Annotated in this window: 26 protein-coding genes and 1 other RNA gene; 11 read left to right on the top strand and 16 right to left on the bottom strand. The window is 66.2% G+C overall.

The annotated features are described in order from the left end of the window. Positions 1-39: 39 nt before the first annotated feature. The 4 genes from WDM86_02100 to WDM86_02085 are packed head-to-tail and all read right to left on the bottom strand — an operon-like array spanning position 40 to position 3,394. Positions 40-1,638, bottom strand: coding sequence for a penicillin-binding protein 2 (locus WDM86_02100; protein MEI9988805.1), 1,599 nt, complete (start codon positions 1,636-1,638; stop codon positions 40-42). A gap of 8 nt (positions 1,639-1,646) precedes the next feature. Beyond that, positions 1,647-2,012: a hypothetical protein gene (locus WDM86_02095; protein ID MEI9988804.1), complete on the bottom strand. Its 366-nt coding sequence runs from the start codon at positions 2,010-2,012 to the stop codon at positions 1,647-1,649. A gap of 9 nt (positions 2,013-2,021) precedes the next feature. After that, the gene (rsmH, locus tag WDM86_02090) at positions 2,022-2,936 is read right to left on the bottom strand and encodes a 16S rRNA (cytosine(1402)-N(4))-methyltransferase RsmH (GenBank protein ID MEI9988803.1); all 915 of its coding nucleotides are present in this window, start codon (positions 2,934-2,936) and stop codon (positions 2,022-2,024) included. Further along, complete coding sequence (locus WDM86_02085) at positions 2,933-3,394, bottom strand: hypothetical protein (protein MEI9988802.1); 462 nt, start codon at positions 3,392-3,394, stop codon at positions 2,933-2,935. Before WDM86_02085 ends, rsmH begins: the two co-directional genes overlap by 4 nt. A gap of 331 nt (positions 3,395-3,725) precedes the next feature. Between WDM86_02085 and WDM86_02080 the strand changes: the two genes are divergently transcribed. Continuing rightward, complete coding sequence (locus tag WDM86_02080; GenBank protein MEI9988801.1) at positions 3,726-3,956, top strand: hypothetical protein; 231 nt, start codon at positions 3,726-3,728, stop codon at positions 3,954-3,956. Positions 3,957-4,089: 133 nt separating this feature from the next. Further along, entirely contained in the window at positions 4,090-4,305 is a 216-nt protein-coding gene (locus WDM86_02075; GenBank protein ID MEI9988800.1) for a hypothetical protein, read from the top strand. 1,575 nt (positions 4,306-5,880) lie between these two features. Here the strand turns inward: WDM86_02075 and WDM86_02070 are convergent. After that, on the bottom strand, positions 5,881-6,825 hold the full coding sequence (locus tag WDM86_02070) for an IS1595 family transposase (GenBank protein ID MEI9988799.1): 945 nt from the start codon (positions 6,823-6,825) through the stop codon (positions 5,881-5,883). Between the two features lie 631 nt (positions 6,826-7,456). Between WDM86_02070 and WDM86_02065 the strand changes: the two genes are divergently transcribed. The 4 genes from WDM86_02065 to WDM86_02050 all read left to right on the top strand — a co-directional run bounded on the left by WDM86_02065 (position 7,457) and on the right by WDM86_02050 (position 10,745). Further along, positions 7,457-7,903, top strand: coding sequence for a DUF4189 domain-containing protein (locus WDM86_02065; protein MEI9988798.1), 447 nt, complete (start codon positions 7,457-7,459; stop codon positions 7,901-7,903). Positions 7,904-8,169: 266 nt separating this feature from the next. Next, the gene (locus WDM86_02060) at positions 8,170-9,174 is read left to right on the top strand and encodes an aldo/keto reductase (GenBank protein ID MEI9988797.1); all 1,005 of its coding nucleotides are present in this window, start codon (positions 8,170-8,172) and stop codon (positions 9,172-9,174) included. A gap of 19 nt (positions 9,175-9,193) precedes the next feature. After that, positions 9,194-10,066: an NAD(P)-dependent oxidoreductase gene (locus WDM86_02055; GenBank protein ID MEI9988796.1), complete on the top strand. Its 873-nt coding sequence runs from the start codon at positions 9,194-9,196 to the stop codon at positions 10,064-10,066. A 94-nt stretch (positions 10,067-10,160) separates the two neighbouring features. Next, a complete protein-coding gene (locus tag WDM86_02050) occupies positions 10,161-10,745 on the top strand; it encodes a PAS domain-containing protein (protein MEI9988795.1) in 585 nt (194 codons plus the stop codon). Between the two features lie 83 nt (positions 10,746-10,828). On the opposite strand, the gene rnpB is transcribed toward WDM86_02050, so the two are convergent. After that, an RNA gene (gene rnpB, locus WDM86_02045) (RNase P RNA component class A) lies at positions 10,829-11,214 on the bottom strand. Between the two features lie 121 nt (positions 11,215-11,335). Between rnpB and WDM86_02040 the strand changes: the two genes are divergently transcribed. Next, positions 11,336-11,509: a hypothetical protein gene (locus WDM86_02040; protein MEI9988794.1), complete on the top strand. Its 174-nt coding sequence runs from the start codon at positions 11,336-11,338 to the stop codon at positions 11,507-11,509. 105 nt (positions 11,510-11,614) lie between these two features. Beyond that, positions 11,615-11,890 carry a DUF1153 domain-containing protein gene (locus WDM86_02035; GenBank protein MEI9988793.1) on the top strand — a complete coding sequence of 92 codons (276 nt, stop codon included), beginning with the start codon at positions 11,615-11,617 and terminating at the stop codon, positions 11,888-11,890. Here the strand turns inward: WDM86_02035 and WDM86_02030 are convergent. From WDM86_02030 to WDM86_02000, 7 genes are all read right to left on the bottom strand, one after another. Next, on the bottom strand, positions 11,887-12,582 hold the full coding sequence (locus WDM86_02030) for an aspartate/glutamate racemase family protein (protein ID MEI9988792.1): 696 nt from the start codon (positions 12,580-12,582) through the stop codon (positions 11,887-11,889). The genes WDM86_02035 and WDM86_02030 overlap by 4 nt on opposite strands. A gap of 74 nt (positions 12,583-12,656) precedes the next feature. After that, entirely contained in the window at positions 12,657-13,367 is a 711-nt protein-coding gene (locus WDM86_02025; protein ID MEI9988791.1) for an N-acetylmuramoyl-L-alanine amidase, read from the bottom strand. A 37-nt stretch (positions 13,368-13,404) separates the two neighbouring features. After that, positions 13,405-13,863 (bottom strand): anthrone oxygenase family protein, encoded by a 459-nt coding sequence (locus tag WDM86_02020; GenBank protein ID MEI9988790.1) that lies wholly within the window; start codon positions 13,861-13,863, stop codon positions 13,405-13,407. Between the two features lie 19 nt (positions 13,864-13,882). After that, positions 13,883-14,632, bottom strand: coding sequence for a siderophore-interacting protein (locus WDM86_02015; protein MEI9988789.1), 750 nt, complete (start codon positions 14,630-14,632; stop codon positions 13,883-13,885). A 109-nt stretch (positions 14,633-14,741) separates the two neighbouring features. Next, positions 14,742-15,038, bottom strand: a complete 297-nt coding sequence (locus WDM86_02010) for a ribbon-helix-helix protein, CopG family (protein ID MEI9988788.1) — start codon at positions 15,036-15,038, stop codon at positions 14,742-14,744. Beyond that, positions 15,035-15,580 carry a hypothetical protein gene (locus WDM86_02005; GenBank protein MEI9988787.1) on the bottom strand — a complete coding sequence of 182 codons (546 nt, stop codon included), beginning with the start codon at positions 15,578-15,580 and terminating at the stop codon, positions 15,035-15,037. Before WDM86_02005 ends, WDM86_02010 begins: the two co-directional genes overlap by 4 nt. Positions 15,581-15,902: 322 nt before the next feature. Continuing rightward, complete coding sequence (locus tag WDM86_02000; GenBank protein MEI9988786.1) at positions 15,903-16,508, bottom strand: hypothetical protein; 606 nt, start codon at positions 16,506-16,508, stop codon at positions 15,903-15,905. A gap of 134 nt (positions 16,509-16,642) precedes the next feature. Between WDM86_02000 and WDM86_01995 the strand changes: the two genes are divergently transcribed. Next, the gene (locus WDM86_01995; GenBank protein ID MEI9988785.1) at positions 16,643-16,876 is read left to right on the top strand and encodes a hypothetical protein; all 234 of its coding nucleotides are present in this window, start codon (positions 16,643-16,645) and stop codon (positions 16,874-16,876) included. A gap of 15 nt (positions 16,877-16,891) precedes the next feature. Here WDM86_01995 and WDM86_01990 read toward each other — a convergent pair whose 3' ends face one another. Next, positions 16,892-17,620 (bottom strand): TerB family tellurite resistance protein, encoded by a 729-nt coding sequence (locus tag WDM86_01990; protein MEI9988784.1) that lies wholly within the window; start codon positions 17,618-17,620, stop codon positions 16,892-16,894. Positions 17,621-17,650: 30 nt separating this feature from the next. Here WDM86_01990 and WDM86_01985 point away from each other — a divergent pair, with 30 nt between their 5' ends. Both WDM86_01985 and WDM86_01980 read left to right on the top strand, forming a co-directional pair. Next, positions 17,651-21,268 carry a hydantoinase B/oxoprolinase family protein gene (locus WDM86_01985; GenBank protein ID MEI9988783.1) on the top strand — a complete coding sequence of 1,206 codons (3,618 nt, stop codon included), beginning with the start codon at positions 17,651-17,653 and terminating at the stop codon, positions 21,266-21,268. Continuing rightward, positions 21,265-21,954: an SDR family oxidoreductase gene (locus tag WDM86_01980; GenBank protein MEI9988782.1), complete on the top strand. Its 690-nt coding sequence runs from the start codon at positions 21,265-21,267 to the stop codon at positions 21,952-21,954. Before WDM86_01985 ends, WDM86_01980 begins: the two co-directional genes overlap by 4 nt. A gap of 9 nt (positions 21,955-21,963) precedes the next feature. Here WDM86_01980 and WDM86_01975 read toward each other — a convergent pair whose 3' ends face one another. Together WDM86_01975 and WDM86_01970 are read right to left on the bottom strand one after the other, a co-directional pair. Further along, entirely contained in the window at positions 21,964-22,794 is an 831-nt protein-coding gene (locus WDM86_01975; protein MEI9988781.1) for a hypothetical protein, read from the bottom strand. An 8-nt stretch (positions 22,795-22,802) separates the two neighbouring features. After that, on the bottom strand, positions 22,803-23,696 hold the full coding sequence (locus WDM86_01970) for a retropepsin-like aspartic protease (GenBank protein ID MEI9988780.1): 894 nt from the start codon (positions 23,694-23,696) through the stop codon (positions 22,803-22,805). Between the last annotated feature and the right edge of the window lie 134 nt (positions 23,697-23,830).

Below are 23,830 nucleotides of genomic sequence, written 5' to 3'. Positions count from 1 at the left end.
CTCTACCCGACGTGATACTGGCTCCCGATTGTGGTCCCATTATGTATTCCCACGCGGCGCGGGCCTCTGCGCCACGCCCAGGATCGGCGCGATGCGCGAGATCACGCGGCCCGCGAGCGGCGCCGCCGTCAAACCGGCCAAGGCGGTGCCGCCCGTTTCCTTGGTCCCGTGCGGCGTGTCCAGGAGAACAAAGACAATGTAGCGCGGATCCTCGATGGGGAAAACGGCGAGGAAGGAGGTCACCAGCACATGGGGCTGGTAACCATGTCCGTTGGGAATCGGCTTTTCCGCCGAGCCGGTCTTGCCGCCGACGTCATAGCCCGGGATATCGGCCTTGCGGCCGGTGCCGTCGGTGACGACATAGCGCAGCAATTCGCGCATTTTCAGGCTGGTTTGCGGCTTGATCACCTGCTCGCCGCGCGCATCGGCCGCATGTTTCAGGAAGGTCGGCGCGACCCGGCGGCCGCCGTTCACGACGATGGCGGCGGCGGCGACATAAGAGAGCGGCGCGACCGAAATGCCGTGGCCGAAACCGATGGTCGCGGTCTCGATCGTGCCCCAGTTCTTGGGCGCGGGATAAAGCGGGCGGGCGAATTCCGAGAGCTCGGTGTGAAGGATATGCAACACGCCCATGCTGTCGAGGAACTGGCGCTGGCGCACGCCGCCGGAGCGCAGCGCGATCTGCGCCGTGCCGATGTTGGAGGAATGCGCCAGCACCTCGCGCGCGGTGTAGGTGGCCGGCATGTGCTCGGCCTCGTGGATGGTGAACTTGCCGATCCGAAAGCCGTTGCCGATGGGGAATACTTCGTCCGGCGTGGTGGTGTGGTCCTCCATCGCCAGGGTGAAGGACAGGACCTTGAACACCGAGCCGAGCTCGTAGCGGTCGGCGGCCATGATGTTGTGGTCGGAATCGGCGCCGGTGAGATGGCGATAGTTCGGATCGAAATCCGGCATCGAGACCATGGCGAGGATCTCGCCGGTGTTCACGTCCATCACCACGCCGCCGGCGGCCAGCGCGCGGAAGGTCTTGCGCGCCGCCTCGACCTCGTTGGCCAGGATGTATTGCACGCGCATGTCGACGGAGAGCTGGACGGGAATGGTCGGCGCGGTGCGGAGCTGGACGTCGAGCCCGCCTTCCAGGCCCGATTGGCCGTTGCCGTCGGGATCGGTGACGCCGAGAAGCTGCGCCGTGGCGCGGCCGTCGGGATAATAGCGCTTGGTGTTGGGCTCGAACTCCAGGCCGGGGAGACCCAGCCGCATCACCTTGTCCTGCACGTCGGGCGTGAGCTGGCGGGCGACCAGGACGTAAGGGCTCTTGGCATGGTCGAAGGCGGATTTGAGCCGCGGATAGTCGGTGCCGGTGATCGACGCCAGATCGCGCGCCGCCTGGTCCCTGTCGTAGAGCGCGTGCGGGCGGACATAGAGGTCCATGACCGGAAGATCGCGCGCCAGAAGCTCGCCATTGCGGTCGACGATGTCGGCGCGGGCGAACAACCCGTCGCCGGCGGCCACCGCGGCCTGGCCGTGGCGGAACAGGGTGACGTCGACAAGGCGCACGCCGACCAGCGCGAAGGCCGCGACGCACAGGGCCGCGCCGATCACGATGCGCCGCTGATAGATCGTGGGGCCCTGCTTCATCGGGTTTCCTAGAGTCCGGAACGGTCGGTGGCGGGCTTGGGGGTGGGCACCTGGACATTGGCTTGGCGGATCGGCGTGTCGCTGAGCGGGGCCTCTTCGCCGCGGCGCGGCAGGGCGTCGAACGACGAAAGCTGGACGGTCGGCGCGCCGGTGAGGCCGAGATTGGTCTGCGCCAAGGCCTGGATCCGGGCCGGGCCGGCGACGTGCTCCCATTCGGTTTCCAGCACGCTCATGCTGGCCTGCTCGCGCGCGATCTCGCTGTTGACGTTGGAGAGTTCGACGCCGGCGACACGGGTCTTCTCCGACACATGATAGAGCGCGAGGATGGCGAGGCCCATCAGGGCGACGCAGAGAGTGTTGAAGACGCGCACCATGGTTTGCTCCTAAGCCGCCAAACGTTCAGCCGCGCGCAGGCGGGCGGAGCGCGCGCGGGGGTTGCCTTCGACTTCGGTCGCGCCCGGCATCAGCGGGCGGTGGGTGAGGAGCCGGAACGCGGCCGGCTGGGCGCGCCGCGCCACCGGCGCGTGGCGCGAGCCGAGCGGCGCGGTGGTGGCGCGCGCGGTCAGGAAGCGCTTCACGATGCGGTCCTCGAGCGAATGGAAGGAGACGACGACCAGCCGGCCGAACGGCGCGAGCGCGCCGGCGGCGGCTTCGAGGCCGCGTTCGAGCTCGCCGAGCTCGTCGTTCACATGGATGCGCAGCGCCTGGAAGGTGCGCGTGGCGGGATGGATGGCGAGGCGCGCGGCGGCGGGGCCTTGCGCGTCCTTCACGATCTGCGCCAGTTCGCCCGTGGTGGTGACCGGACGCTTGGCGACGATGGCGCGGGCGATGCGGCGCGCGTTGTGCTCCTCGCCGAGCTGGGAGATGACGCGGGCGATGTCGCGCTCGTCGGCGGTGTTCACGAAATCGGCGGCGGACGGGCCTTCCTTGCTCATGCGCATGTCGAGCGGGCCGCTGTCGCGGAACGAGAAGCCGCGCGCCGGCTCGTCGAATTGGAAAGACGACGCCCCAAGATCGAGCACGACGCCATCGGCCCGCGCGCCGTCGAGATAGGTCGCGAGGTTGGAGAACTCGCCATGGATCAGGGTGAGGCGGCCGCCGAACTGCGCCACCAGATCCTGGCCGCGCGCGATGGCGTCGGGATCGCGGTCGATGCCGAGCACGCGGCAATCCGCGGCTTCGAGGATGGCGCGGGTATAGCCGCCGCCGCCGAAGGTGCCGTCGACATAATGCTCGCCGTCCTTGGGCGCGAGCATGTCGAGAACTTCGGCGAGCATCACGGGAAGATGGCCGCTCATGCGCCGCCCTCCTTCGCCGCTTCGAAGCGGGCCTTCATGCGCGCGACGCTTTCGGCCTCGACCACCGCGTAGGCCGTGGCGTCCCATATCTTGAATTTCTGGCCCATGCCGACGAAGGCGACTTTGTCCTTGAGGCCGGCATGCGCGATCATCGCGTCCGGCAGGCGCACGCGGCCGCCATCGTCGGTCGGCAGAAGCTGGATGCGCCCCATGATCGCGGTGGCCATGTCGTCATGGGCCGGCGACAGAAACGGATCGAGCGCGGCGAGACGCGCCGTCAGCCCGTCGACCGCCGCCTGGCCGAAGCCTTCGAGCGAGGCATCGACGAAGGAGGGATAGACATAGACGCCGGCCGTGTTCTGGGCGGCCAGGACCTGCCGGAAGCTCGCGGGGATGCAGACGCGCCCCTTGCTATCGAGCGACCCCGTTACCGTCGAAAGGAACGGCAGGCTGGTCATTGGTCGGCGGTTCCCCCTCGGGTCCGAGGGGCTGGCCTGCCGCGGGAGGGCGCTGGATCAAAGCCCCTGGGACAGTCTGGGATAGCATGGGATGAGACCGGCGGTCAATCAAAAAGCCAGTGATTTGAGGGGGTTGGTACATCTACCTATGGAATCGACTCATCTACCCGTTGTGGTCGCGGAACAAATACGAAACACGTAAATGTTGCGGTTACCCGGGTAAACACCAGGTTAACGATGAGTATGCGGTTTTTAGTCCTATGCAGCCGAATAAGACTTCGTACCCAAATATGTAGTTGACACCACATGATTTTGGGACGATATTCCAGCCATGTCAAACGACAGGCCGACATCCCCAGCGCCGGGGACCGATATCGAGGTCACGCCCGAGATGATCGAGGCGGCGGAACATGCTGTTTTTAGCGCGCACGGCCAGGAGAGCATCGGCCCGCATGAGTACGGCGACTACCTGATGACGCCAGAATTTCTGACGCTCATCTTTAAGGCGATGAGTAAAAGTCTCGAAGCATCGCGGACTTCACCTCCCGAAACCGGGCAGTGAGATCGGTGAATTCCTTTTCGATGGCTCGCACCTCGTCCGTGCTAACGGGCTTGTACGAGAAATCCAGCGTGCCGTGGGCCGTCTTGTGTAGTCGGTAATGCTGCCCGCTGTCATAGCTGTAGAACCATGGATCGTGCGCTATCCGGTTTCTTTTGTCCGCCATGCCCAAGGCGTTGCCACGAATTTGATTGAGCTTGTCGATGTGTTTCTTGCTGATTCCTTGAGATCTGGAGAGAGTTATCAGCGCATCGAACCGTTGCCTGACGTCACTTCATCGACGATGAATTCAAACTGCGCCCATGCCGAGATTGCCCGACCGATGGCAGCGGCGTGGTCAACCGTCGCGTGATTGTATAAAAGGTCTTCCGGTTCATCTGGCATAGGCGTTCCCAATGGACAAGAAAAGCTCAGATCATCAGGACCAATACGGACCGGAAGAAACCGAGCAACGGGTGCGCGCGGCACTTCGCGGAGCCTTCAGGGGCTCGCCAACGCAACTGAAAGACATCCCGCGCAAGCCAAGGGCGAGTCGGACCAAGGCCGCCAGTCGTCGGGTCCGAAAGACCGCTTAAATCCACAGATTCGCGCCCGTCGCGCGACGCCGCTATATTCCGCTCCGGTGACCCGTTCGCGGGTTGCTGGGGCGTAGAAACCTCTCAGATTGGCGGCTTTGTGCTGCCGCAAACGCACTCTCCGCCCATATGGTCGGGGAGGCATCCGTGCATGTCCAAGGCGAAAGCCCAAAGACGGATGCAACCTTGCCAATCTGAGGTTTTCTAACTCCCCGATCGCCAGGCGGGGAGAGATGGATGGCTTGGACACGCTGGCTATTCTGGGCGCTGATCACGTTGGGAAGTTTCGGTCCGGCGGTCGCGGATGACGGAAATGCGCCCTTCTGTACCGTCTTCGCGTATGGCAAGCAGTGTTGGTATTACACGGAAGAGGCATGTGAGAATGCCGCCGGCACAATGGGCGCGTGCATTCTTAATCGAGAGGCGGTGCGACCGCCGAACGGTACAGCACCTTTCTGTGTCGTTACGTCCACCGCTACCAATTGTTGGTTTTACTCCGCAGACAGTTGCAGGGACGCGGCAGAAAGTTCTGGTGGGCGGTGCGTTGTCCGATGATGGCTCTTGCTAGAGCGGCGGTCGGAATCCTAATCGGCACTGCCGTCTACGGTCTGACGGCGTTTCTCGTGGCAATGCTTGTGGCCGTTCCACTCGGGACTGCTTGGGATGTTTTGCTGTGGGCCACCGGGAGCCATCTTCCAGTCGACATGAGCGGCGTGGAACGTATCTGTAGGAGCCACTTTGTTTGGGGCGTCTGCGCTGGTATCGGCGCAACTGTGTGGTGGCAAAAGGCTGGTTCCGAAATCATGTCATCGATGAAGGCGAGCGCATCGTTCGTTGATACGACGCGTTCAGAGGGATAGTGTTCGGGGGGGGTGATCCGCGCGGCCTGCCAGCCGCGCTTTGGATCTGGTGCCAATAGCAGCGACGCCAACGGCTATATCAATCTAGCCGAATGGGCGCTCTATGCAAACTCGAAAATCTAGTCGTCATCGTCCTTCACGAGCCGCAGGTGCTGGCGCGATTTGTGTGAAGGCTGCTTCTTCGCGTGCGCTTGTCGCACGATTGCCCGAATTGCTCGCGCCAGAGAAAGCGCATCAACCTCCGAAACGCGGAGCTCGACTACTAATGGTCTTTCGGATGTGGATGTTGAAAAACGGAGACGTATATTTTTCGTTTTAGGATCGAATTTTACATCCCGTGGCACCGCAAGGAATGCATGCGTCTCCATCTGTCTCTCCTAGGTCTGTCGCGATTCCTAGGATAGTGGCGAAGCCCACCGGAGTCATTCGGTGGGCTTCTGCTTTTGCCGCCAGCGCGAGAAGTGCGCGGCCAACCACTTGAACGACTGAGATTTAACGAGGTTGATGATAGGTGAGGCGCTTGCCTTCGGCGGCGCGAACCGCCGCGACCGTGCGGGCTTCGTCATTCCAGCCCAGCGCCTCACGGTGATTGTAGCGAAAATCGAATTCCGCGAGATAGCGGTGCAGATGCTTCTCGCTGCAATGCTGGTACACGCCGCGCATGCCGCGCTTAAAAATCGAGAAGTAGCCTTCTGCCGAGTTCACATGCACGTCGCCGCGGACGTATTCCTTGGAGCGATGGTCGACGGTTTCGTGATCGCCGAAGAGGTTGCCGACTTCGGTATAGAGGCGACTGCCGTCGGTATGCAGCCGCGACTCGTGGGCGATGTTGTCGGCGACGATCTTCCCGACCGTGGCCTTGTCAGCACGCGGAACATGGAACGACCGTACCTTGCCGTGACGCTCCACCAGCGTGACGATGGTGCGCTTGTTGGACGGCCCAGTATTGCCCTTCTTGGTGAATTTGCGGCCGCTGGTGGTCGCTGTCCGCATCTTCTGGCTTTCGACACCGCCGAAGTAGGTTTCGTCCGCCTCGACAATCCGACCCTCGCCGCCCATCGGCGGCAGATCGAGGCCGCCCTGGCGCATCGCCTCCATGATCCGGTGATGCATGAACCAGGCGGTCTTGTATTGGCACCCGAGGGCGCGCTGAAGCTGAAGGGCGCTGAAGCCCTTCTTGCTGGAGTTCATGAGGTAGAAGGCCATGGCCCACTGCGTCAGAGGGGCGTGGCTACGCTCCATCACAGAGCCCGTCATGACGGTGAAGTCTTTGCGGCACGTCTTGGCAGCGCAGCGGTAGCGGCCCGGCTTCTTGGTCGCGTAGCGGTCCTGGGAGCCACAATGGGGGCAGACCGGGCCGGACGGCCAGCGGGACGCCTCAAACCATGACCGGGCGGCTTCCTCATCGTGAAAGCGGCGGTCTGTGAAAGTATTCATAGCTGGCAACGGCCTCAAATTCAGTGATGCCAGCATATGCCTCGGTTTTGTGGTGTCAACTACATATTTGGGACTTCGTACCTAGATATCTATCTCATGCTGCCGGAAAATTTGGGACGATATTCCAGCCCAGAAGAACACCGGCAATTGCCGCGGCCGTCAAAATACCGGCGGCGGCCAGATCGTGGCGTCCAATCAAACGCGTCCAGTCCCGACAGTGAATTGCGTGGCGCGCAACACCACCGGCGTCTTCGCCACGCATTGACGGAAGAAACCGGCGGGCGCCCCGCTCGAATGCATGCGGCTCGCGCCGTTGCGTGGGTTTCGACGATTGCGCCTGCCCAGGTCGCGACAAACCGGTCAAAACGCCGTTCGGCGTTGAGATTTTTCAGCCCATCGGATATATTTTCACCAGCCGCCCACCACATCTTGGTGCTCCATGAAAAACGAAATGGACCAGCGGCCTCGAAGAACCCGAGCAACACACGGCGCTTCGCGAAGCCTTCAAGGGCTTACCCACGCGATTGAAAGACATCCGGCGCAAGCCAAGGGCGAGTCGGGTTAAGACCGCCAGGCGCGCAAAGGCGCCCGATCCGCAGATTCGTGAAATCAATTGAGGGGCAACAAACCGATGAGCGACAGACGATTGGCGAACACGATTACGGCTTCGATGTTTTTGCTTGCAACGACGGTGCTGTTGCCCAGCACAGCCGGCGCAATGGCTTCTTTTGCTCTTGGAATCCCCGACGACGTGGCCCATCACGGCCTCGCATACGGTACCGCTTGGAACCATTCGTCGCGCGAGAGCGCGGATGCGGATGCGTTGAGCAGCTGTCGCGGTTTTACCGGCGCGCCCGACGATACGCGCGCCTTGTGCAAGGTGGTCGCGCATTTTGACCATCAATGCCTGGCGATCTCCATGGATCCAAAGGCAGGCACGCCCGGCTACGGGTGGGCAATCGCGGATACGGAGTCCGCGGCAAGCGAACAGGCCCTGCAACATTGCCAGGATACGGCGGGCGCGGATCGCACGGCCTATTGCGAATCCAGCGAAGCGGAGTGCGATACGACACCCTAGGCCGAACCGCGCCGGTTACCATCCGTAGACGGACTATCGTGGCGCGGGCAATGCGGCAAAGGCCGAGCCCGGACTTCCGCCAAGCCCTCGCGGTCCGTGCCGCCTTTTTCGGCGGGCGGTGAAGCATCCCGGACTGTCGCGATTCGTCGCGGCCCCGCCCTTACCGGGCTTTTGCGACGCGCGAGCGCGCGACAATGCCGCAGAACACTGGCGCCCCGCCCGTGCGTTCCTAAAGTTGCCATTGCAATTCCCCAGAGGAGCGGAACATGGATCGCATGTCTTCGGCGGTCGGGCCGATGGAGTTCGCCGACATCGCGGACACCGCGACCTCGCGCATCGGCCTGGGCACCTGGGCGATCGGCGGCTGGATGTGGGGCGGCAGCGACGAGGCCGAAGCCATCCGCACCATCCGCGCCGCCTTCGACCGCGGCATCAACCTGATCGACACCGCGCCGGTCTACGGCTTCGGGCGTTCGGAGGATATCGTCGGCAAGGCGCTTCTGGGCCTGCGACCCCGGGCGGTGATCGCGACCAAGGTCGGGCTGGACTGGAAGGACGGCAAGCCGTTCCGCGACGCCAGCCGCGCGCGCATCCGCAAGGAGTGCGAGGATTCGCTGCGCCGTCTGCAGACCGATCACATCGACATCTACCAGGTGCACTGGCCCGATCCGACGACGCCGATCGCCGAAACCGCCGATGCGATGCGTTCGCTCTATACCGAAGGCAAGATCGCGGCCATCGGCGTTTCGAACTTCTCCGTGGCGCAGATGGAGGAATTCCGCCGCCACGCGCCGCTGCATGTGCTGCAGCCGCCCTACAATCTGTTCGAGCGCGCGGCCGAGGCGGAGATCCTGCCCTATGCGCGGGCGAACGGCATCGCGACGCTCGGCTATGGCGCGCTGTGTCGCGGCCTGTTGTCGGGCACGATGCGGGCGGACACGAAATTCGAGGGCGACGATCTGCGCCGCACCGATCCGAAATTCCAGCAGCCGCGCTTCGGACACTATCTGGCGGCGGTGACGCGGCTCGACACGCTCGCCCGCGAGCGGTTCGGGCGGACGGTGATAGATTTGGCGGTGCGCTTCAACCTCGACAAGGGCATAACGTCGGCGCTGTGGGGCGCGCGGCGGCCGGACCAGCTTGCCCCGGTGGCGGGCGCGATCGGCTGGACGCTCGACGCGGCGGCGATGGCCGAGATCGAGACGATCCTGCGCGAGGAAATACCCGATCCGGTCGGGCCGGAATTCATGGCGCCGCCGGCGCGAACGTAAGACGGAACAGGAGACGCGAATGAAAATCGGAGTCATCGGATTGGGCGCGATGGGCGCCGGCATCGCGGCAAACCTGCTGCGCGCCGGCCACGACGTGACGGTGTGGAACCGCTCGCCCGAGCCGGTCGCGGCGCTCGTCGCGCAGGGCGCGCGCGCGGCGAAGACGCCGGGCGACGCGCTGCGGGGCGAGGTGCTGTTCTCCATGCTCGCCAACGACGCGGCGCTGCACGCGGTGGGGCTGGACGGCGCGGCGCTCGACGGCGCGGCCAAGGGGCTCGTCCATTGCAACATGGCGACGGTGTCGCTCGACATGGCGCGCGCGCTGGCGGCGGCGCATGCGCAGCGCGGGCTCGGATACGTCGCGGCGCCGGTGTTCGGGCGGCCGAACGTGGCGGCGCTGGGCCAATTGCTCGTCGTCGCGGCGGGCGCGGCCGATGCGGTCGAGACGGTCAAGCCGCTGCTCGGCGCGGTGGGGCGCCGCGTCGAGATCGTCGGCGACAGGCCGGAGCAGGCGAACCTGTTCAAGATCGCCGGCAATTTCATGATCGTGTCGGTGGTGGAGACGCTGGGCGAGGCCTTCGCGCTGCTGCGCAAGGGCGGCGTCGATCACGGCCGCTTCCAGGAGATCATGGCGTCGTCGCTGTTCGCCGCCCCGCTCTATCAGGGCTATGGCAAGCTGATCGTCGACGAGGCGTTCGATCCGCCGGGCTTCCGGCTGGTGCTCGGCCTGAAGGACGTGAACCTGGCGCGCGGCGCGGCGGCCGAGCTCGGCAGCTTCCTGCCGCTGGGCGATCTGATGCGCGACACGCTCGAGGCCGCGATCGCGGACGGCTGGGGCGAGAAGGACCTGACGGCCGGCGCCGCGCTGATCGCGAAGAGATCCGGTCTGTAAGCTGCCGTTACGCGATCCTACCTAAGCGGAACTTCGCCGGCGTAAACCCTCGGTTAGCGTTGTCGCGTCTAGAACCGGACGTTGCGAGGACAACGTGAACGGCTTCGACAGACACGCGGCGGAACGGACCATCGAGGCGCTGCATCTCGCGCGCTCGAACGGCGAATTGGCGGCGCGCTGGCTGGGGCTGTGGCGGAGCGATGCGCTGCCTCGGCGCGACGCGTTCCGGCCCTCGAATTTCAAGACCTTCCTGCCGACCATCGTCCTCTTCAACGTCGTGCCCGACCAGAGCGTGACCGTGCGGCTGGCCGGCACGCGCTATGCGCATATCCTGGGCCGGGAGATGACGGGCGCGGACTGGATCGCCGCGGCGCCGCCAAGCTATCGCGCCACGCGGCTCGGCGTTTATTCGAAGATCGCGCGCGGCGCGATCCTGGTGGGGCATCGCCGCCTCGCCACGACGGAGGGCGAGGACTATCTGTGCGAAGAGATCGTGCTGCCCTTCGCGCCCGACGCGCAGGGCGTGACGCCGGTCCTGGCGCACGCGCATCTGCCGGTCGACCGCTATCTGAAGATCAAATCGGTGGCGCAGGCGCTGGGCGAGCCGGTGGACTATGCGGTGATCGAACTGGAGCGGGTCGAGCACCTGGACGCGTCCGAAGACATCAAAGTGGCCTGAGCCGCAACGTCGGGATGCTTGCTGCACCTGGGCCCCGGCGCGCGCTCGCTGCGCTCGCTGGCCGGGGGTGACAGTTTCCAAGGCGCGTCAGATGGCCTGTAAGCCGGGTTCTGTCTCTCGTTGCCGAGAGGATGGCCATTCCTCTGGGATGGCGATCGCTCGCCACCTCGCGCGACCTACCCGGACGGCGATCCGGAAACGGATCAGGTGCCGTCCCTATTTGGTCTTGCTCCCGGTGGGGCTTGCCTTGCCGCTCCTGTTGCCAGGACCGCGGTGCGCTCTTACCGCACCATTTCAACCTTGCCGCGGCCGATCTTCCCGAAAGAAGACCGGGCCGGTAGGCGGTATCATTTCTGTGGCGCTGTCCCTGGGGTCGCCCCCGCCGGCCGTTAGCCGGCACCGTGTCTCCGTGGAGCCCGGACTTTCCTCCCCTCCCCTTGCGAGGAAGAGCGGCCATCCGGCCATCTGACGCGGGCGGAACCTACGCTTTCGCCAGCACCCGGTCGAGTCGGGACGCACGCGGGCGAGCCGATTGCCGGCGGCCGACGACCGGGATACTTGCCGACGCCCTGTTCGGCGCGATCGCCGGGATGGCGCGGCGGCTGGGCGGAACCATGCTGTCGATCCAATCCGATCCGCATGCGGAGGGATTTTACCTGCGCCTCGGCGCGCGGCGGACCGGCGAGGCGCCGTCGCAGTCCATTCCGGGCCGCCTGCTGCCGATGCTGGAATTCGACCTGCGGACGCGACCGGCACAATTTTAGCGGAATGCTTCGCCTTCCGGTAACCAGATTCGCGGGCACGGGGAGTTCCACGGAACGTGTTGCGTAGTTCGGCACTCTCAGAACCAAGAAACTGGGAGAACAAACATGGCATCCATCCACCAACTCGACGAAAGCCGCCCCTCGCCCGCCACAATGGCGGCGTTCGACCTGCCGGAGCCGAGGACCAAACGCTGGGTGCCGCGGCGCAAGGCCCAGGTCGTGGCCGCGGTGCAGGGCGGCGCGCTCAGCCTCGACGAGGCCTGCCAGCGCTATGCGCTGACGGTGGAGGAGTTCTCGTCCTGGCAGCGCGCGATCGACAAATACGGCCTCGCCGGCCTGCGCGCGACGCATGCCCAGGAATACCGCATCGGCGGGCGCTAGCCGAGCGCCAGATCGACCGCCGCCGTCGCGTGGAGCGTGGTGGTATCGAATTGCGGAACGGCGGAATCTTCCGGCATGACGAGCAGCGGCAGCTCGGTGCAGCCGAGGATCACGCCTTCCGCGCCGCGCGCCACGAGGCCCGCGATGATGTCGCGATACTTGGCGCGCGAGGCCGGAAGGAACCGGCCGCGCACGAGTTCCTCATAGACCACCCGGCTGACTTCGGCGGCGTCGTCGCCTTGCGGCACGATGACGTCGAGGCCGTAGCGTCCCTTGAGGCGGCCGAGCAGGATATCGTCCCGCTCCATCGTGTGGCTGGAACCCAGGAGCGCGACGCGGCGCATGCGGGCGCGATCGATGGCGGCGCCGAGCGGATCGGCGATGTGCAGGAAGGGAACGCGGATCGCTTTCTCGATAGCGTCCGTCGCGCAATGCATGGTGTTGCAGCACATGATGACGAAGTCGGCGCCGGCGCGCTCGAGGCCTTGCGCGGCCTCGGCCATGCGGCGGTTGGCGTCGTCCCAGGCGCCGGTCCGCTGCGCGACGGAGATCTCGGCGAAGTCGAAGGAATGCAGGATGATCTTCGCGGAGGCGACCCCGCCGACGCGAGCCTGCGCTTCGCGGTTGAGGAGCCGGTAGTAGACGGCGGAGGATTCCCAGCTCATCCCCCCGAGCATGCCGATGGTTTTCATGGGGCGAGGCTAGCAGGCGTTCGACCGCTGGGAAGCGTCGCGAATGCATGACGGGTGTGCAATTCGACCCTCCCTCAAGGGGAGGGTGGATTCCGAGCAAGCAATCCCGCCAGCACGGCGGCGCATTCGCCGTCCCAGCTCCCGTCGATCCCGGAGGGGCGGAAATGGCGCTGGAAGGCGGCGATCACGGATTCCAATGGAACATCCGTGTGCGGAGGGATGCCGTAGCCGAATTCCGACAAGTCGGAGACCGCACGCCCCTCCCCCGCTATCGCGCGGGAGGAAAGAGAGGACGGCCACAGGCCGATGCCGAATTCGGCAAGGCGCGGCCACGGAAAGAGCTCGCCCGGGTCCATCTTGCGCGCCGGCGCCACATCGGAGTGGCCCAGCACGCGATGCGGCGGAATCGGATGGCGCTTCAATATCCCGCGCGCGAGGTCGATCAGGGCGGCGATCTGCGGATCGGGGAAGGGCTCGTAGCCGAATTCGTGACCGGGATTGACGAGCTCGATCCCGATGGAGCGCGCGTTGACGTTCGTCTCCCCCGCCCAATACGACACGCCGGCGTGCCAGGCGCGGCGCTCCTCCGGCACATGGGCGTAGACGCGGCCGTCGCGGCCGATGGTGTAATGCGCCGAGACCTTCGCCGCCGGATCGCAGAGCCGCGCCAGCGCCTCGTCCGCCGTCTTCATGCCGGTGTAGTGCAGCACGAGAATGTCGACCGCCGCGCCGGCGGGCCGCTCGTCATGGTTCGGCGACGGACAGGCGACGAGTTTCAAAGTCATGCGGGGCCTCTTCACGCGTTCTAGCCGAAACCGTCGCTCAGCGCAGCGTCGCCGCCGCCAGGAACAATCCGAACGCCGCGAGCGCCGCCCATGTCCGCGCCGTATCGAGCCGTTCCCAGCGCGCGATCCTATCGCGCCAATCGGGCGGCGGCGCGACCGGATTCCAGTTCAAGGCCGCCTTGTTGATCGGCACCGTGCCCCCGAGCGTGATCGCGATGAACGCGACCAGGGCGAGCAGCGCGGCGACGCGAACCGCCAATTCGAAGCCGAAACGGGAATCGAGCCAAGCGGCGGCCGCTCCCGACAACAAGGTGAAGACGAAAACGGCTGGGACCACCAAGCGCATCCGGCGGATCAGTGCCTGGCGCAATTCGATTTGCGGCCTGGGCTCCAGCGTGGCGATCGGCGCGCGAACGCCATAGCGGATAATGAACTCCTCGCCGGCCAGGATGCCGGCGCCCAGCACGCTGGCGAAGCCGAGGAGTGCCGCGAGCATGTGTCCCCCCGCCCCACGCTCACGCGTGGTCGTGGCCGCCGACGCGGCCGGGTCGCCAGTAACCTTCGGCGCAAGTCTGCTCCTTGCCAAGCCCGCGCGCGATCAGGCGCTGGCGGATGGCGCGGACGCTCGAGGTTTCGCCCAGGATATAGGCGTGGCCGCGGCCCTCCGGCAGGGCGAAGGCATCGACCGCATCGTAGAGCCGGCGGCTGGGCACGATGGGCGCGCCGTCGCGCGACAGCCAGACGATGCGGGCGTTTTGCGGCGCCGGCTGGCGCTCGGCGTCGTCGGCGATCTCGATGAAGGCGATGGCGCGCGCGTCGCCCGGCAGGCCTTCGAGCATGGCGAAGATCGCCGGGATCGCGGTCTCGTCGCCGGTGAAGAGATGCCAGTCGGCGTCGTGGATATAAGTGTGGCCGCGCGGGCCGGCGGCGTTCAGCAGATCGCCCGGCTGGACGGCATCGAGCCAGCGCCCGGCGGGGCTCGCGCCGTGGCGCACGAAATCGATGGCGAGCACGCCGCCGGCGATGTCGCGGATCGTGTAGTGGCGGCGCGCGATCTCCCCGCCCGGCAGCGGCAGCTCCAGCACCAGGTCCTGGCCGCGCTTCCAGGCGAGGTCGCCCAGCGCGGGACAGGTGAGGGTCACGCGCGTCATGCGCGGGGTGATATCGCGCTTGCCCTGAACGGCCAGCGGCCAGACCGGGCGGCCCTTGCGCGACAGATAGAGCGCGAGCTGCGAGAAGGCGGAGGGGGATTCGGCGACGGTCATTTGGGTCATCTCCAATTGTCATTCCCGCGCAAGCGGGAATCCAGACTTCGGTGCGGGCGGCCTGGATGCCCGCCTGCGCGGGCATGACAGTGCTGGTGTTGAAAGCGAACTACACGAATATCCTGTAGGCGACGACCTCGCCGTTCGCGCGCTTTAGGGAAAATTCCGCACCGGCTTCGTGCTCCTGCACCAGCGCCTCGAACAGGCGCAGGGCGTTGCGGATGACCTCGGCGTAGGAGGCGGCTTCGGTCTTCTCCTTCAGCTTTTGCAGGCGCTCCATCGCCTGGGGCGGCAATTCGAGCTGGACGCGGGTGGTGGTGCGTTCGCCGGTTTCCATGGCGTCGGCGGCGGCGCGCATGGCCTCCGCGGCGGCGCCATGAAAGCGGTGACCGTGACGATGTCTCATTTCAAGTCCTTTTCGGCCGGATCGCGCGGCTTCTCGACCGAAGTCTGCGGCGCGGGCGGCGGGGTGGTGACGGGGCGCGCATAGTCGCGCGGGCCAATATCCAGGGGATCATGGCCGAAGTGGTGATAGGCCGCGAACAGCAGAGCGAGCGCGGCCAATCCCACGATGATGTAACCGATATGGCTAAGGGCGAACACGATCAGCGCGACCGCCGCGACGGTCCCGACAACCCGCCATGGTCCACGTCCAAAAAAAAAGGGATGTCCGTAGGGGCCGGCTTCGGGGCCATCGCGGTATTCGTCGCGCCATTGGCGGCGCTGGGCGCGCCACTGCTCTTTCCATTCGTGGCGGCGGCGGCGCCATTCCTCGCGCTGCGCCCGCCAGGCTTCGCGCTGGGCGCGCCAAGCGTCGCGGCGGCGCTTCCATTCCTCGAATTCCGCGCGGTCGTCTTCGGGGGTGCGTGGGGTTTCGCCGGCGGCGGACTTGGCCGCGCCGTCGTCGAGCGGAAATTCATCGCCGACGCCCACTCCGATTTTGCTCATGAAAAACTCCTGTCTGTGAGCCGGGCCTGTGTCGCGGCCCTTGTGGTCATCATAAAGTCATCAAAGGCTCGTTCGTCAAGGGGAGTCATCAAATAATCATCATAGGATTATGTTCTATCATGATGCAGGAGATAGGCCGTCGCCGCGAAGAGGATCAAAGCGACTCCGAGCGCGAGGATCCAGGCCCATATAACATAGGCCGTTGGCACAAGCTGCTGCAGCGCCGCGACCATCAGGGCGGCACCCAAACTCACCAAGAACCAGAGCCATCCCGAGGTCATGGGACGACCATATATGACTATAATCCCAATATCAAGCCGATCTAGTGATCGGATCGGTCGACGAGATTGCGCAGGGCGCAGAGCGGGTCGGTCATGACGGCGTTGGCCGCCTCGTGGGTGAACTGGTTGACCTCGATCCGTTCGACCGTGGCGCAGGGCACCGCCGCGGGCGTGTCGCGCGCCGCGAGCGCGGAGCGCCAACGTTCGACATCGACCGCATGCTCGCTCGGCGCGCCCGGCACCGGCGCCTCGAAGGCGCGCGCGGTGTAGGCTTCGCCGCAATGGGCGCGCTCGGACGGCGCGAGCTTCGCGAGATTTTCCGGCGCGCAGCGAAACAGCGACAGCTCCAACTGGCTTGCCGGCGGCGGCGGCACGGTGATCGCGGTCGAGGGCGGTGGTGCGAAGCGGAAAGGCTGCGGCGCCGGGCGCGCGGTGGCGGGCGGCTCGATCTTGCGCGGCAGGCGGACGGGCGCGGGACGGAAAAGAAGGAAGACCTCGTGCCGCAAGGGCGGAATCGCTTCGGGCCGCGACGATAGAATAAAGAGCGCGATCAAACCGAGATGGACGGCACCGACCAGAATCACGGCCGGCATGCGCGGCGAGCGCCACCAAGGCGCGGGCTGTTCCTGCGACGGCTGCGGCGCCATCCTGCCCTCCAGCCCCCGCCGGATATGCGATTATAGGCGCAGGATCAAACGGTTGCCAAGGGAACGTATAATATCGGAGGGCGCGGGCCGGAACTCTTCGTGGGGCGCACCGTTTCCCGTGCAGAGGTATCCAGATGGCGCAATTCACCCTGATCGTTCGCAGCGGCGAGGCCGTGACGCGCGATCCCAGGATTTATCACTTCCCGACGGCGCAGGACGCGCGCGACGCGACGGTGGAGACGATACGCACGCTGCTCGCCGGCCGCGCCGATGCGCTCGACGGCAAGCAGATCGAGATCGCCGACGAAACGGGACATCCCGTGACGGTGGTGCATCCATACGATGTCGCGCCGGTGCGATGGAATTGACGGCGCCCGCCGAATCTACTTCCAGCCTCTTTCGCGCCCGACCCTGTCATAGGCGCCGTTGATCGCGGCCAGCTTGTCGGTGGCGACGCGGATGAATTCCTCGGGGACGCCGCGGGCGATCAGCTTGTCGGGATGGTTCTCGCGCACCAGCATGCGATAGGTCGCCTTGACCTCGTCGTCGCCGGCCTCGAAATCGACTCCCAGGATGACATAAGGATCGCCCTTGTCGGGCCCGATATGGCTGGCGCGCAGGCGGCGGTATTCGTTCGGCGTGAAGCCGAAAATGTCGGCGACGCGCTCCAGGAACGCGGCCTCGCCCGGATGGAAGACGCCGTCGGCCTTGGCGATCTCGAACAGCCCGTCGATGATGTCCTCCAAGAGCGCGGGATTGCCGGCGAGCATCTTGGCGATCTGGCCGGCATAGGCCTCGAAACCGGCGGTGTCCTGCTGCGCCAGGCGGAAGACGCGGTCGACGCTGGCCTGCTCGGACGGCGCGAAACGGAACAGGCGGTGGAAGGCTTCGACCTCGTCGTCGGTCACCGTGCCGTCGGCCTTGGCCATCTTGGCGGCGAGCGCGATCATGGCGATGGTGAAGACCACGCCCGGCGCGTCGCCGGGATTGATCTGCGGCATCTCCCGATCGATGAGGAAATGGCCCGCCAGCGCGCCGATCAGCGCGCCGATGGGGCCGCCGCCCAGCATGAATCCGGCCGCGGCGCCGCCGAGTTTTCCGAAGATGGACATGGGTCGAAGCAATAGGACAATCTCGCGCCCATGTCAGCTTTTCCCGGCACATGGAATTTCTATATCGACCGCGGCGGCACGTTCACCGACGTGGTGGCCCAGGCGCCGGACGGCGCGCTGTCGACGCTGAAATTGCTGTCCGAAAGTTCACAATATGACGACGCTGCGCTGGAAGGGATCCGGCGGGCGCTCGGCCTGCAAAGCGGAAGCGCCATTCCACCCGGCCTGGTCGGCGAAGTGCGGATGGGAACCACGGTCGCGACCAATGCCTTGCTGACCCGCAGCGGCGAGCGCGTGGTGCTGGTGACCACCAAGGGGCTGCGCGACCAGCTCCGCATCGGCTACCAGAACCGGCCCAAATTGTTCGCGCTGAAGATCGAGCTGCCGGACATGCTTTATGAAAGCGTCATCGAAGCCGACGAGCGCCTGACGGCGGAAGGCGCGACGCTGACACAACTCGACGAGACGGCGCTGGCGCGCGATCTGGCGGCGGCGCGGGCGCGCGGGATCGCGGCCTGCGCCATCGTGTTCCTGCACGGCTATCGCTTTGCGGCGCATGAGCGGCGGGCGGCCGAGATTGCGCGCGATTGCGGCTTCACGCAGGTGTCGACGAGCCATGAGGCGGTGCCGCTGATGAAATTCGTGTCGCGCGGCGACACCACGGTGGCGGACGCTTATCTCTCGCCGGTGCTGGCGCGCTATACGCGCAAGATCGCGGGCGCATTGGAGGGCGTGAACCTGCGCTTCATGACCTCGAATGGCGGGCTGGCGGCGCCGGCGTTCTTCCGCGGCAAGGACGCGATCGTCTCGGGACCGGCGGGCGGCGTGGTCGGCATGGCGGAGACGGCGCGCGCGGCGGGATTCGAACGCGTCATCGGCTTCGACATGGGCGGCACCTCGACCGACGTGGCGCGGTTCGATGGCGAGTATGAGCGGCTCTATGAGACAGAGGTCGCGGGCGTTCGCCTGCGCACGCCGATGCTGGCGATCCACACGGTCGCGGCGGGCGGCGGATCGATCCTTTCCTTCGACGGCGCGCGGTTTCGCGCCGGGCCGGGATCGGCGGGCGCGCGGCCGGGGCCGATGAGCTATGGCCAAAGCGGGCCGCTGACGGTGACCGATGCGAACGTCATGGTCGGCAAGCTGAACGGCGCCTATTTCCCGAAGATATTCGGGCCGGCCGGCGACGCGCCGCTCGACACGGCGCGGGTGCGTGCGGCGTTCGGCGAACTGGCGGCGAAGACCGGGCGCGCGCCGGAGGAGGTCGCCGACGGCTTCATCCGCATCGCGGTCGAGAACATGGCGAACGCCATCAAGCGCATCTCGGTGGCGAAGGGCATCGACGTGCGCGATTACGCGCTGGCCTGCTTCGGCGGCGCGGGCGGGCAGCATGCCTGCCTGGTCGCCGACGCGCTCGGCATGGCGACGGTGTTCATCCATCCGCTGTCGGGCTTGCTGTCGGCCTATGGCATGAAGCTGGCGGCACTGCGCAGCGTCCACCAGCGCGCGGTGGGCAAACCGCTGGCGGACAGCGAAAAACTGCTGGCGCGAACCGAGGCCGAACTGCGGCGCGACGCCGAGGACGCGCTGATCGCGCAGGGCGCCTCGGTGATCGCGAGCAGCGTGCGGGTACATATCCGCTACGAGGGCAGCGATACCGCGCTGCCGATTGCGTTCGGCGGTCTTGACCAGATGGCGCACGCCTTTGCCGAGGCGCATGCGCGGGCGTTCGGGTTCGGATTCGAGGGGCGGCCGCTGATCGCGGAGTCGGTGGAAGTGGAGGCGCGGGACGTTCCCTCTCCCCCTCCGGGGGAGAGGGTTAGGGTGGGGGGGTCGCGAGACTTGCACGGCCGGAGAGACCCCCTCACCCCGGCCCTCTCCCCCGAGGGGGGAGAGGGAGAATCCCTAAAATTTTTCTCGCAAGGCGCATGGCACGCGGCGCGGGTGCTTCGAACGGAAGCTCTGCGGGCGAGTGTCGCGCTCGACGGCCCTGCCCTCATCGTCGAGGCGCATCAGACCATCGTGGTCGAGCCGGGATGGCATGCCGAGATCGATCCGGCCAAGGGCACCATCCTGCGCCATGTCGCGGAACGCGCGCGGCTCGCGGCCAAGAGCACGGATGTCGATCCGGTGCTGCTCGAAGTGTTCGCCAATCTGTTCATGGCGATCGCGGAGGAGATGGGCGTGGTGCTGCAGAACACCGCGACCTCGGTCAACATCAAGGAGCGGCTCGATTTCTCCTGCGCGGTGTTCGACGCCCAGGGCGGGCTCGTCGCCAACGCGCCGCACATGCCGGTGCATCTGGGTTCGATGGGCGATTGCGTCACCGCGATCATGGCCAGGCATCCCGATATGCGCGACGGCGACGCCTTCGTCACCAACGCGCCCTATGACGGCGGCACGCATCTGCCCGATGTGACGGTGGTCATGCCGGTGTTCGTGGACGGCACGCGTGCCTTCTTCGTCGCCTCGCGCGGCCATCACGCCGATATCGGCGGCATCACACCGGGCTCGATGCCGCCCTTCTCGACCGACATTGCCGAGGAGGGCGCGTTGTTCGACGCCATCCGCATGATCGGCGGCGGCGTCTTCGACGAAGACGCGGTGCGCGCGGTGCTGGCCAGGGGGCCGTGGCCGGCGCGCAATCCGGAGCAGAACCTCGCCGATCTGCGGGCGCAGGCGGCGGCCTGCATCAAGGGCGCGGAGGGCCTGCGCCAGGCCTGCGCGGCGCATGGCCTCGAGGCCGTCACCGCCTATATGCGGCATGTGCAGGACAATGCCGAGGAATCCGTCCGCCAGGTCATCGGCAAGCTGTCCGATGGCGCGTTCGAGATGCCGATGGACGGCGGCGCGGTGATCCGCGTCGCGGTGACGGTGGATCGCGCCGCCCGCGCGGCGAAGATCGACTTCACCGGTACGTCGGCCCAGGCGGCGAACAATTTCAACGCGCCGGGATCGGTGACCAAGGCGGCGGTGCTGTATGTCTTCCGCTGTCTGGTGGAGAGCGACATCCCGATGAACGCGGGCTGCCTCAAGCCGTTGGACATCGTCGTGCCAGAGGGTTCGCTGCTCAAGCCGCATCCACCGGGCGCGGTGGCGGCGGGCAATGTCGAGACATCGCAGGCCGTGGTCGATTGCCTGTTCGGCGCGCTCGGCGTGCTGGCGGCGAGCCAGGGCACGATGAACAATCTCACCTTCGGCAATGCGCGGCACCAGTATTACGAAACGATCTGCGGCGGCGCCGGCGCGGGCGCCGGCTTCGACGGGCAATCGGCGGTGCACACGCATATGACGAATTCGCGCCTGACCGATCCGGAAGTGCTGGAGACGCGCTATCCCGTGCTGCTGGAGGAATTCCGCATCCGTGAAGGTTCCGGCGGCACCGGAGCCCATCGCGGTGGCGACGGCGCGGTGCGGCGGATCAAGTTCCGCGAATCCATGACCTGTGCCATCCTGTCGACACGGCGCGAGACCGCGCCGTTCGGCCTCGCGGGCGGCGGCGACGGTGCCAAGGGGCGCAACACGCTCATCCGTGCCGACGGTTCGCGCGTTGTGCTGAAGGGCCGCGACGAGACCGATGTCGCGGCCGGCGACGCGATCGAGATCGAAACGCCGGGCGGCGGCGGGTTTGGAAAGGAACAGGCATGACCACCATCCTCATCACCGGCGCCAATCGCGGCATCGGGCTGGAATTCGTCAAGCAATACGCGGCCGAGGGCGCCGAGGTGATCGCCGCTTGCCGCGAGCCCGACAAGGCCGACGCGCTGAACGCCCTGGTGAAGACCGCGCGCAATGTGCGCGTCGCAGCGCTCGACGTGGCCGATCCGGCATCCGTCGAGTCGCTGAAGGCCGATCTCGGCGCGCTGCCGATCGACATCCTGGTCAACAATGCCGGCATCGGCGGGCCGCGCGAAGCCGCGCGGGGAATCATCGACGCGCAAGGCTGGCTGAACGTCTTCGCGGTGAATGCCGTCGCGCCGGTCACGGTCGCCTCGGCGTTCCACGACAACCTGAAGGCCGGGCACGACAAGAAACTGGTGACGATCTCCAGCCGGCTCGGCTCCATCGCCGAGCATGGCGGCGGCGCCTATCCCTATCACGCGTCGAAAGCGGCGGTGAATTCGCTCATGCGCGGCCTTGCCAAGGAATGGGCGCAGGACGGCATCGCGGTCGGCATCTTCTCTCCCGGCTGGGTCCAGACCGACATGGGCGGCGCGAACGCGGCCCTGACACCCGCGCAGAGCGTGGCCGGCCTGCGCGCCCGCATCGCGGAGCTGACGCTCAAGAACAGCGGCACGTTCCGCGATTATGCGGGCAAGGAACTGCCGTGGTGACGCCGCCGGCTATTTGAGGCGCCGCAACTCCGCGCCGGCCATGCCCCATTCGATAAAATCGTGCCGACAGGTGTCGCGGGCCCGCTGCAACAGCGGCCTCGCGGGCGACGTGTCCGCCTGGGTAAGCCACCACTCGCCGAGATAAAAATCGGCCTCGCATTGCCGGTCGGCCTGTTCGGACGCATCGCCCCCGGCCACGGCGGCGGCGATGCCGTCCGGCTTGAGCTTTCCGGCGTAGAGCTTCAGCAGCGCGCCGGGCCATTTGTCGTCGTCGAAATGGCGCACATCGTCGGCGGCGACCGACGGATCGAGCGCGCCGGCGCGCGCCCGCGACATCTCCAGCCAGAGCACGCCATAGGGGTCCTTCCCGAAGAGCGACACATAGGTCGAGAAATCCGCGACCGCGGCAGCGGGATCGCCCATGCGCCAGCGCAGGATGCCACGCGCGCGATAGATGTCGGTCGAGAACTTCGCGGCGACCAGGGCATCGTAATCGGCCAGCGCGACGTCGAGCTTGTCGAGGCAGGCGGCCGCGAAGCCGTGTTGTGCGACGAGATCGCCTTCGCCGGGCTTGAGCTTCAGCGCCGCGTCCAGATCGGCCAGCGCATCGGCGCAGCGGCCCTTGGCCATATAGGCGCGGGCGCGGCCGCGATAGGCCTGCGGCACCAGCGCGGCGCTGAGGTCGCCGTCGCCCAGCGCCACCGTGAAGGCGGCGATGGCGCCGTCGGGGTCGTCGCGCGCGGCGGCGGTGAGGCCGCGGGCGAAATCGTCATAGCCGGCGGCGCGCGCCGCGCCCGTCATCGCACCGCACAGCAGGAAGGCAAACAGGATCCGCCGCATCGCGCGCATCAATTCGCCGATGCCGGCGTGACGAAGATGCGATGCTCCTTATAGGCGATGTAGAGATGGAGCTGGCGCAGGATGCCCATCCCGAGGAGGCCCGATTCCGAATCCGACAGCTTCGACACCGAACGCGGCGTCAGATAGATGTGGGGATTGTTCACCGTGACCCTGCCCGTGTCGCCGCCGCCGAAGGTCAGGGTCTTGAACGGATATTGGTAGATGGCGTTGTCGCCTTCGCCGTCGACGACCTTGAGATCCGGGGATTTTACGTCGAAGCCGAACAGGCTTTCCGCCTGATCCAGGCTTATCGTGGTGTCGTCGGCGCCGGTATCGAAGGTGAGATGCACCACATGGCCGTCGATCGTAACCGGCAGCTTGATATGGCCGGAGGAGTCGATCGCGATCTCGATCTTGGCCGCCACCGGGTTCTTGGTCCAATAGACCACCTTGCCTTCGCAATGGTCGGGCGAGAACAGGGTGAACTTGCCGTTGGCGAAATCGAAATCGTCGTCATAGGCGCGCAGGATGTCCGGCGCGAGCATTCCGCCGATGCCGCCCATGGCCCGCTCCTCCGGCAGAACGAGGAAGTCCATCGACTTCGCCTTGAGGCCGCCGAACGAAATATCGTGCGCTTCGGTAAAGTAGTCGACCGGGGTTCCGCCATAGATGGTGATGCGCGCGTTCAAGATCCGCGTCTTGTGCAGGCCGAGGGAGCTCACGACGGATTCGGACAGCATCGTGTTCAGGCCGCCGGTGTCGACCAGCATGTTCACCGTCTGGCCGCCGACCGTCATCGGCACCGTCATGCGGCCGCCGGCGTCGATGCCCATATCCATCGTGGCGATCCGATAGAGCGTGCAGGTCTCGCCGGGCCAGGCGGGCGTCGTCCACAGGATCAAGCTTGCCGCGAGGGCGCATAAGCGCCCCGTTCCCCGCCCCATATGCACATCGCCCCAGTGCCGCCGAAAAAAAGCATAGTGCGAAGGCAGAGAGAGGACAAATATCGCGGGCCGATGTTGCGATGCGGCGTGGG

Origin of the sequence: Rhizomicrobium sp. (genome assembly GCA_037200045.1) — a bacterium.
GTDB lineage: Bacteria > Pseudomonadota > Alphaproteobacteria > Micropepsales > Micropepsaceae > Rhizomicrobium.
Note: the sequence above shows the minus strand (reverse complement) of the source record. Positions and strands in the feature narration are given on the sequence as shown.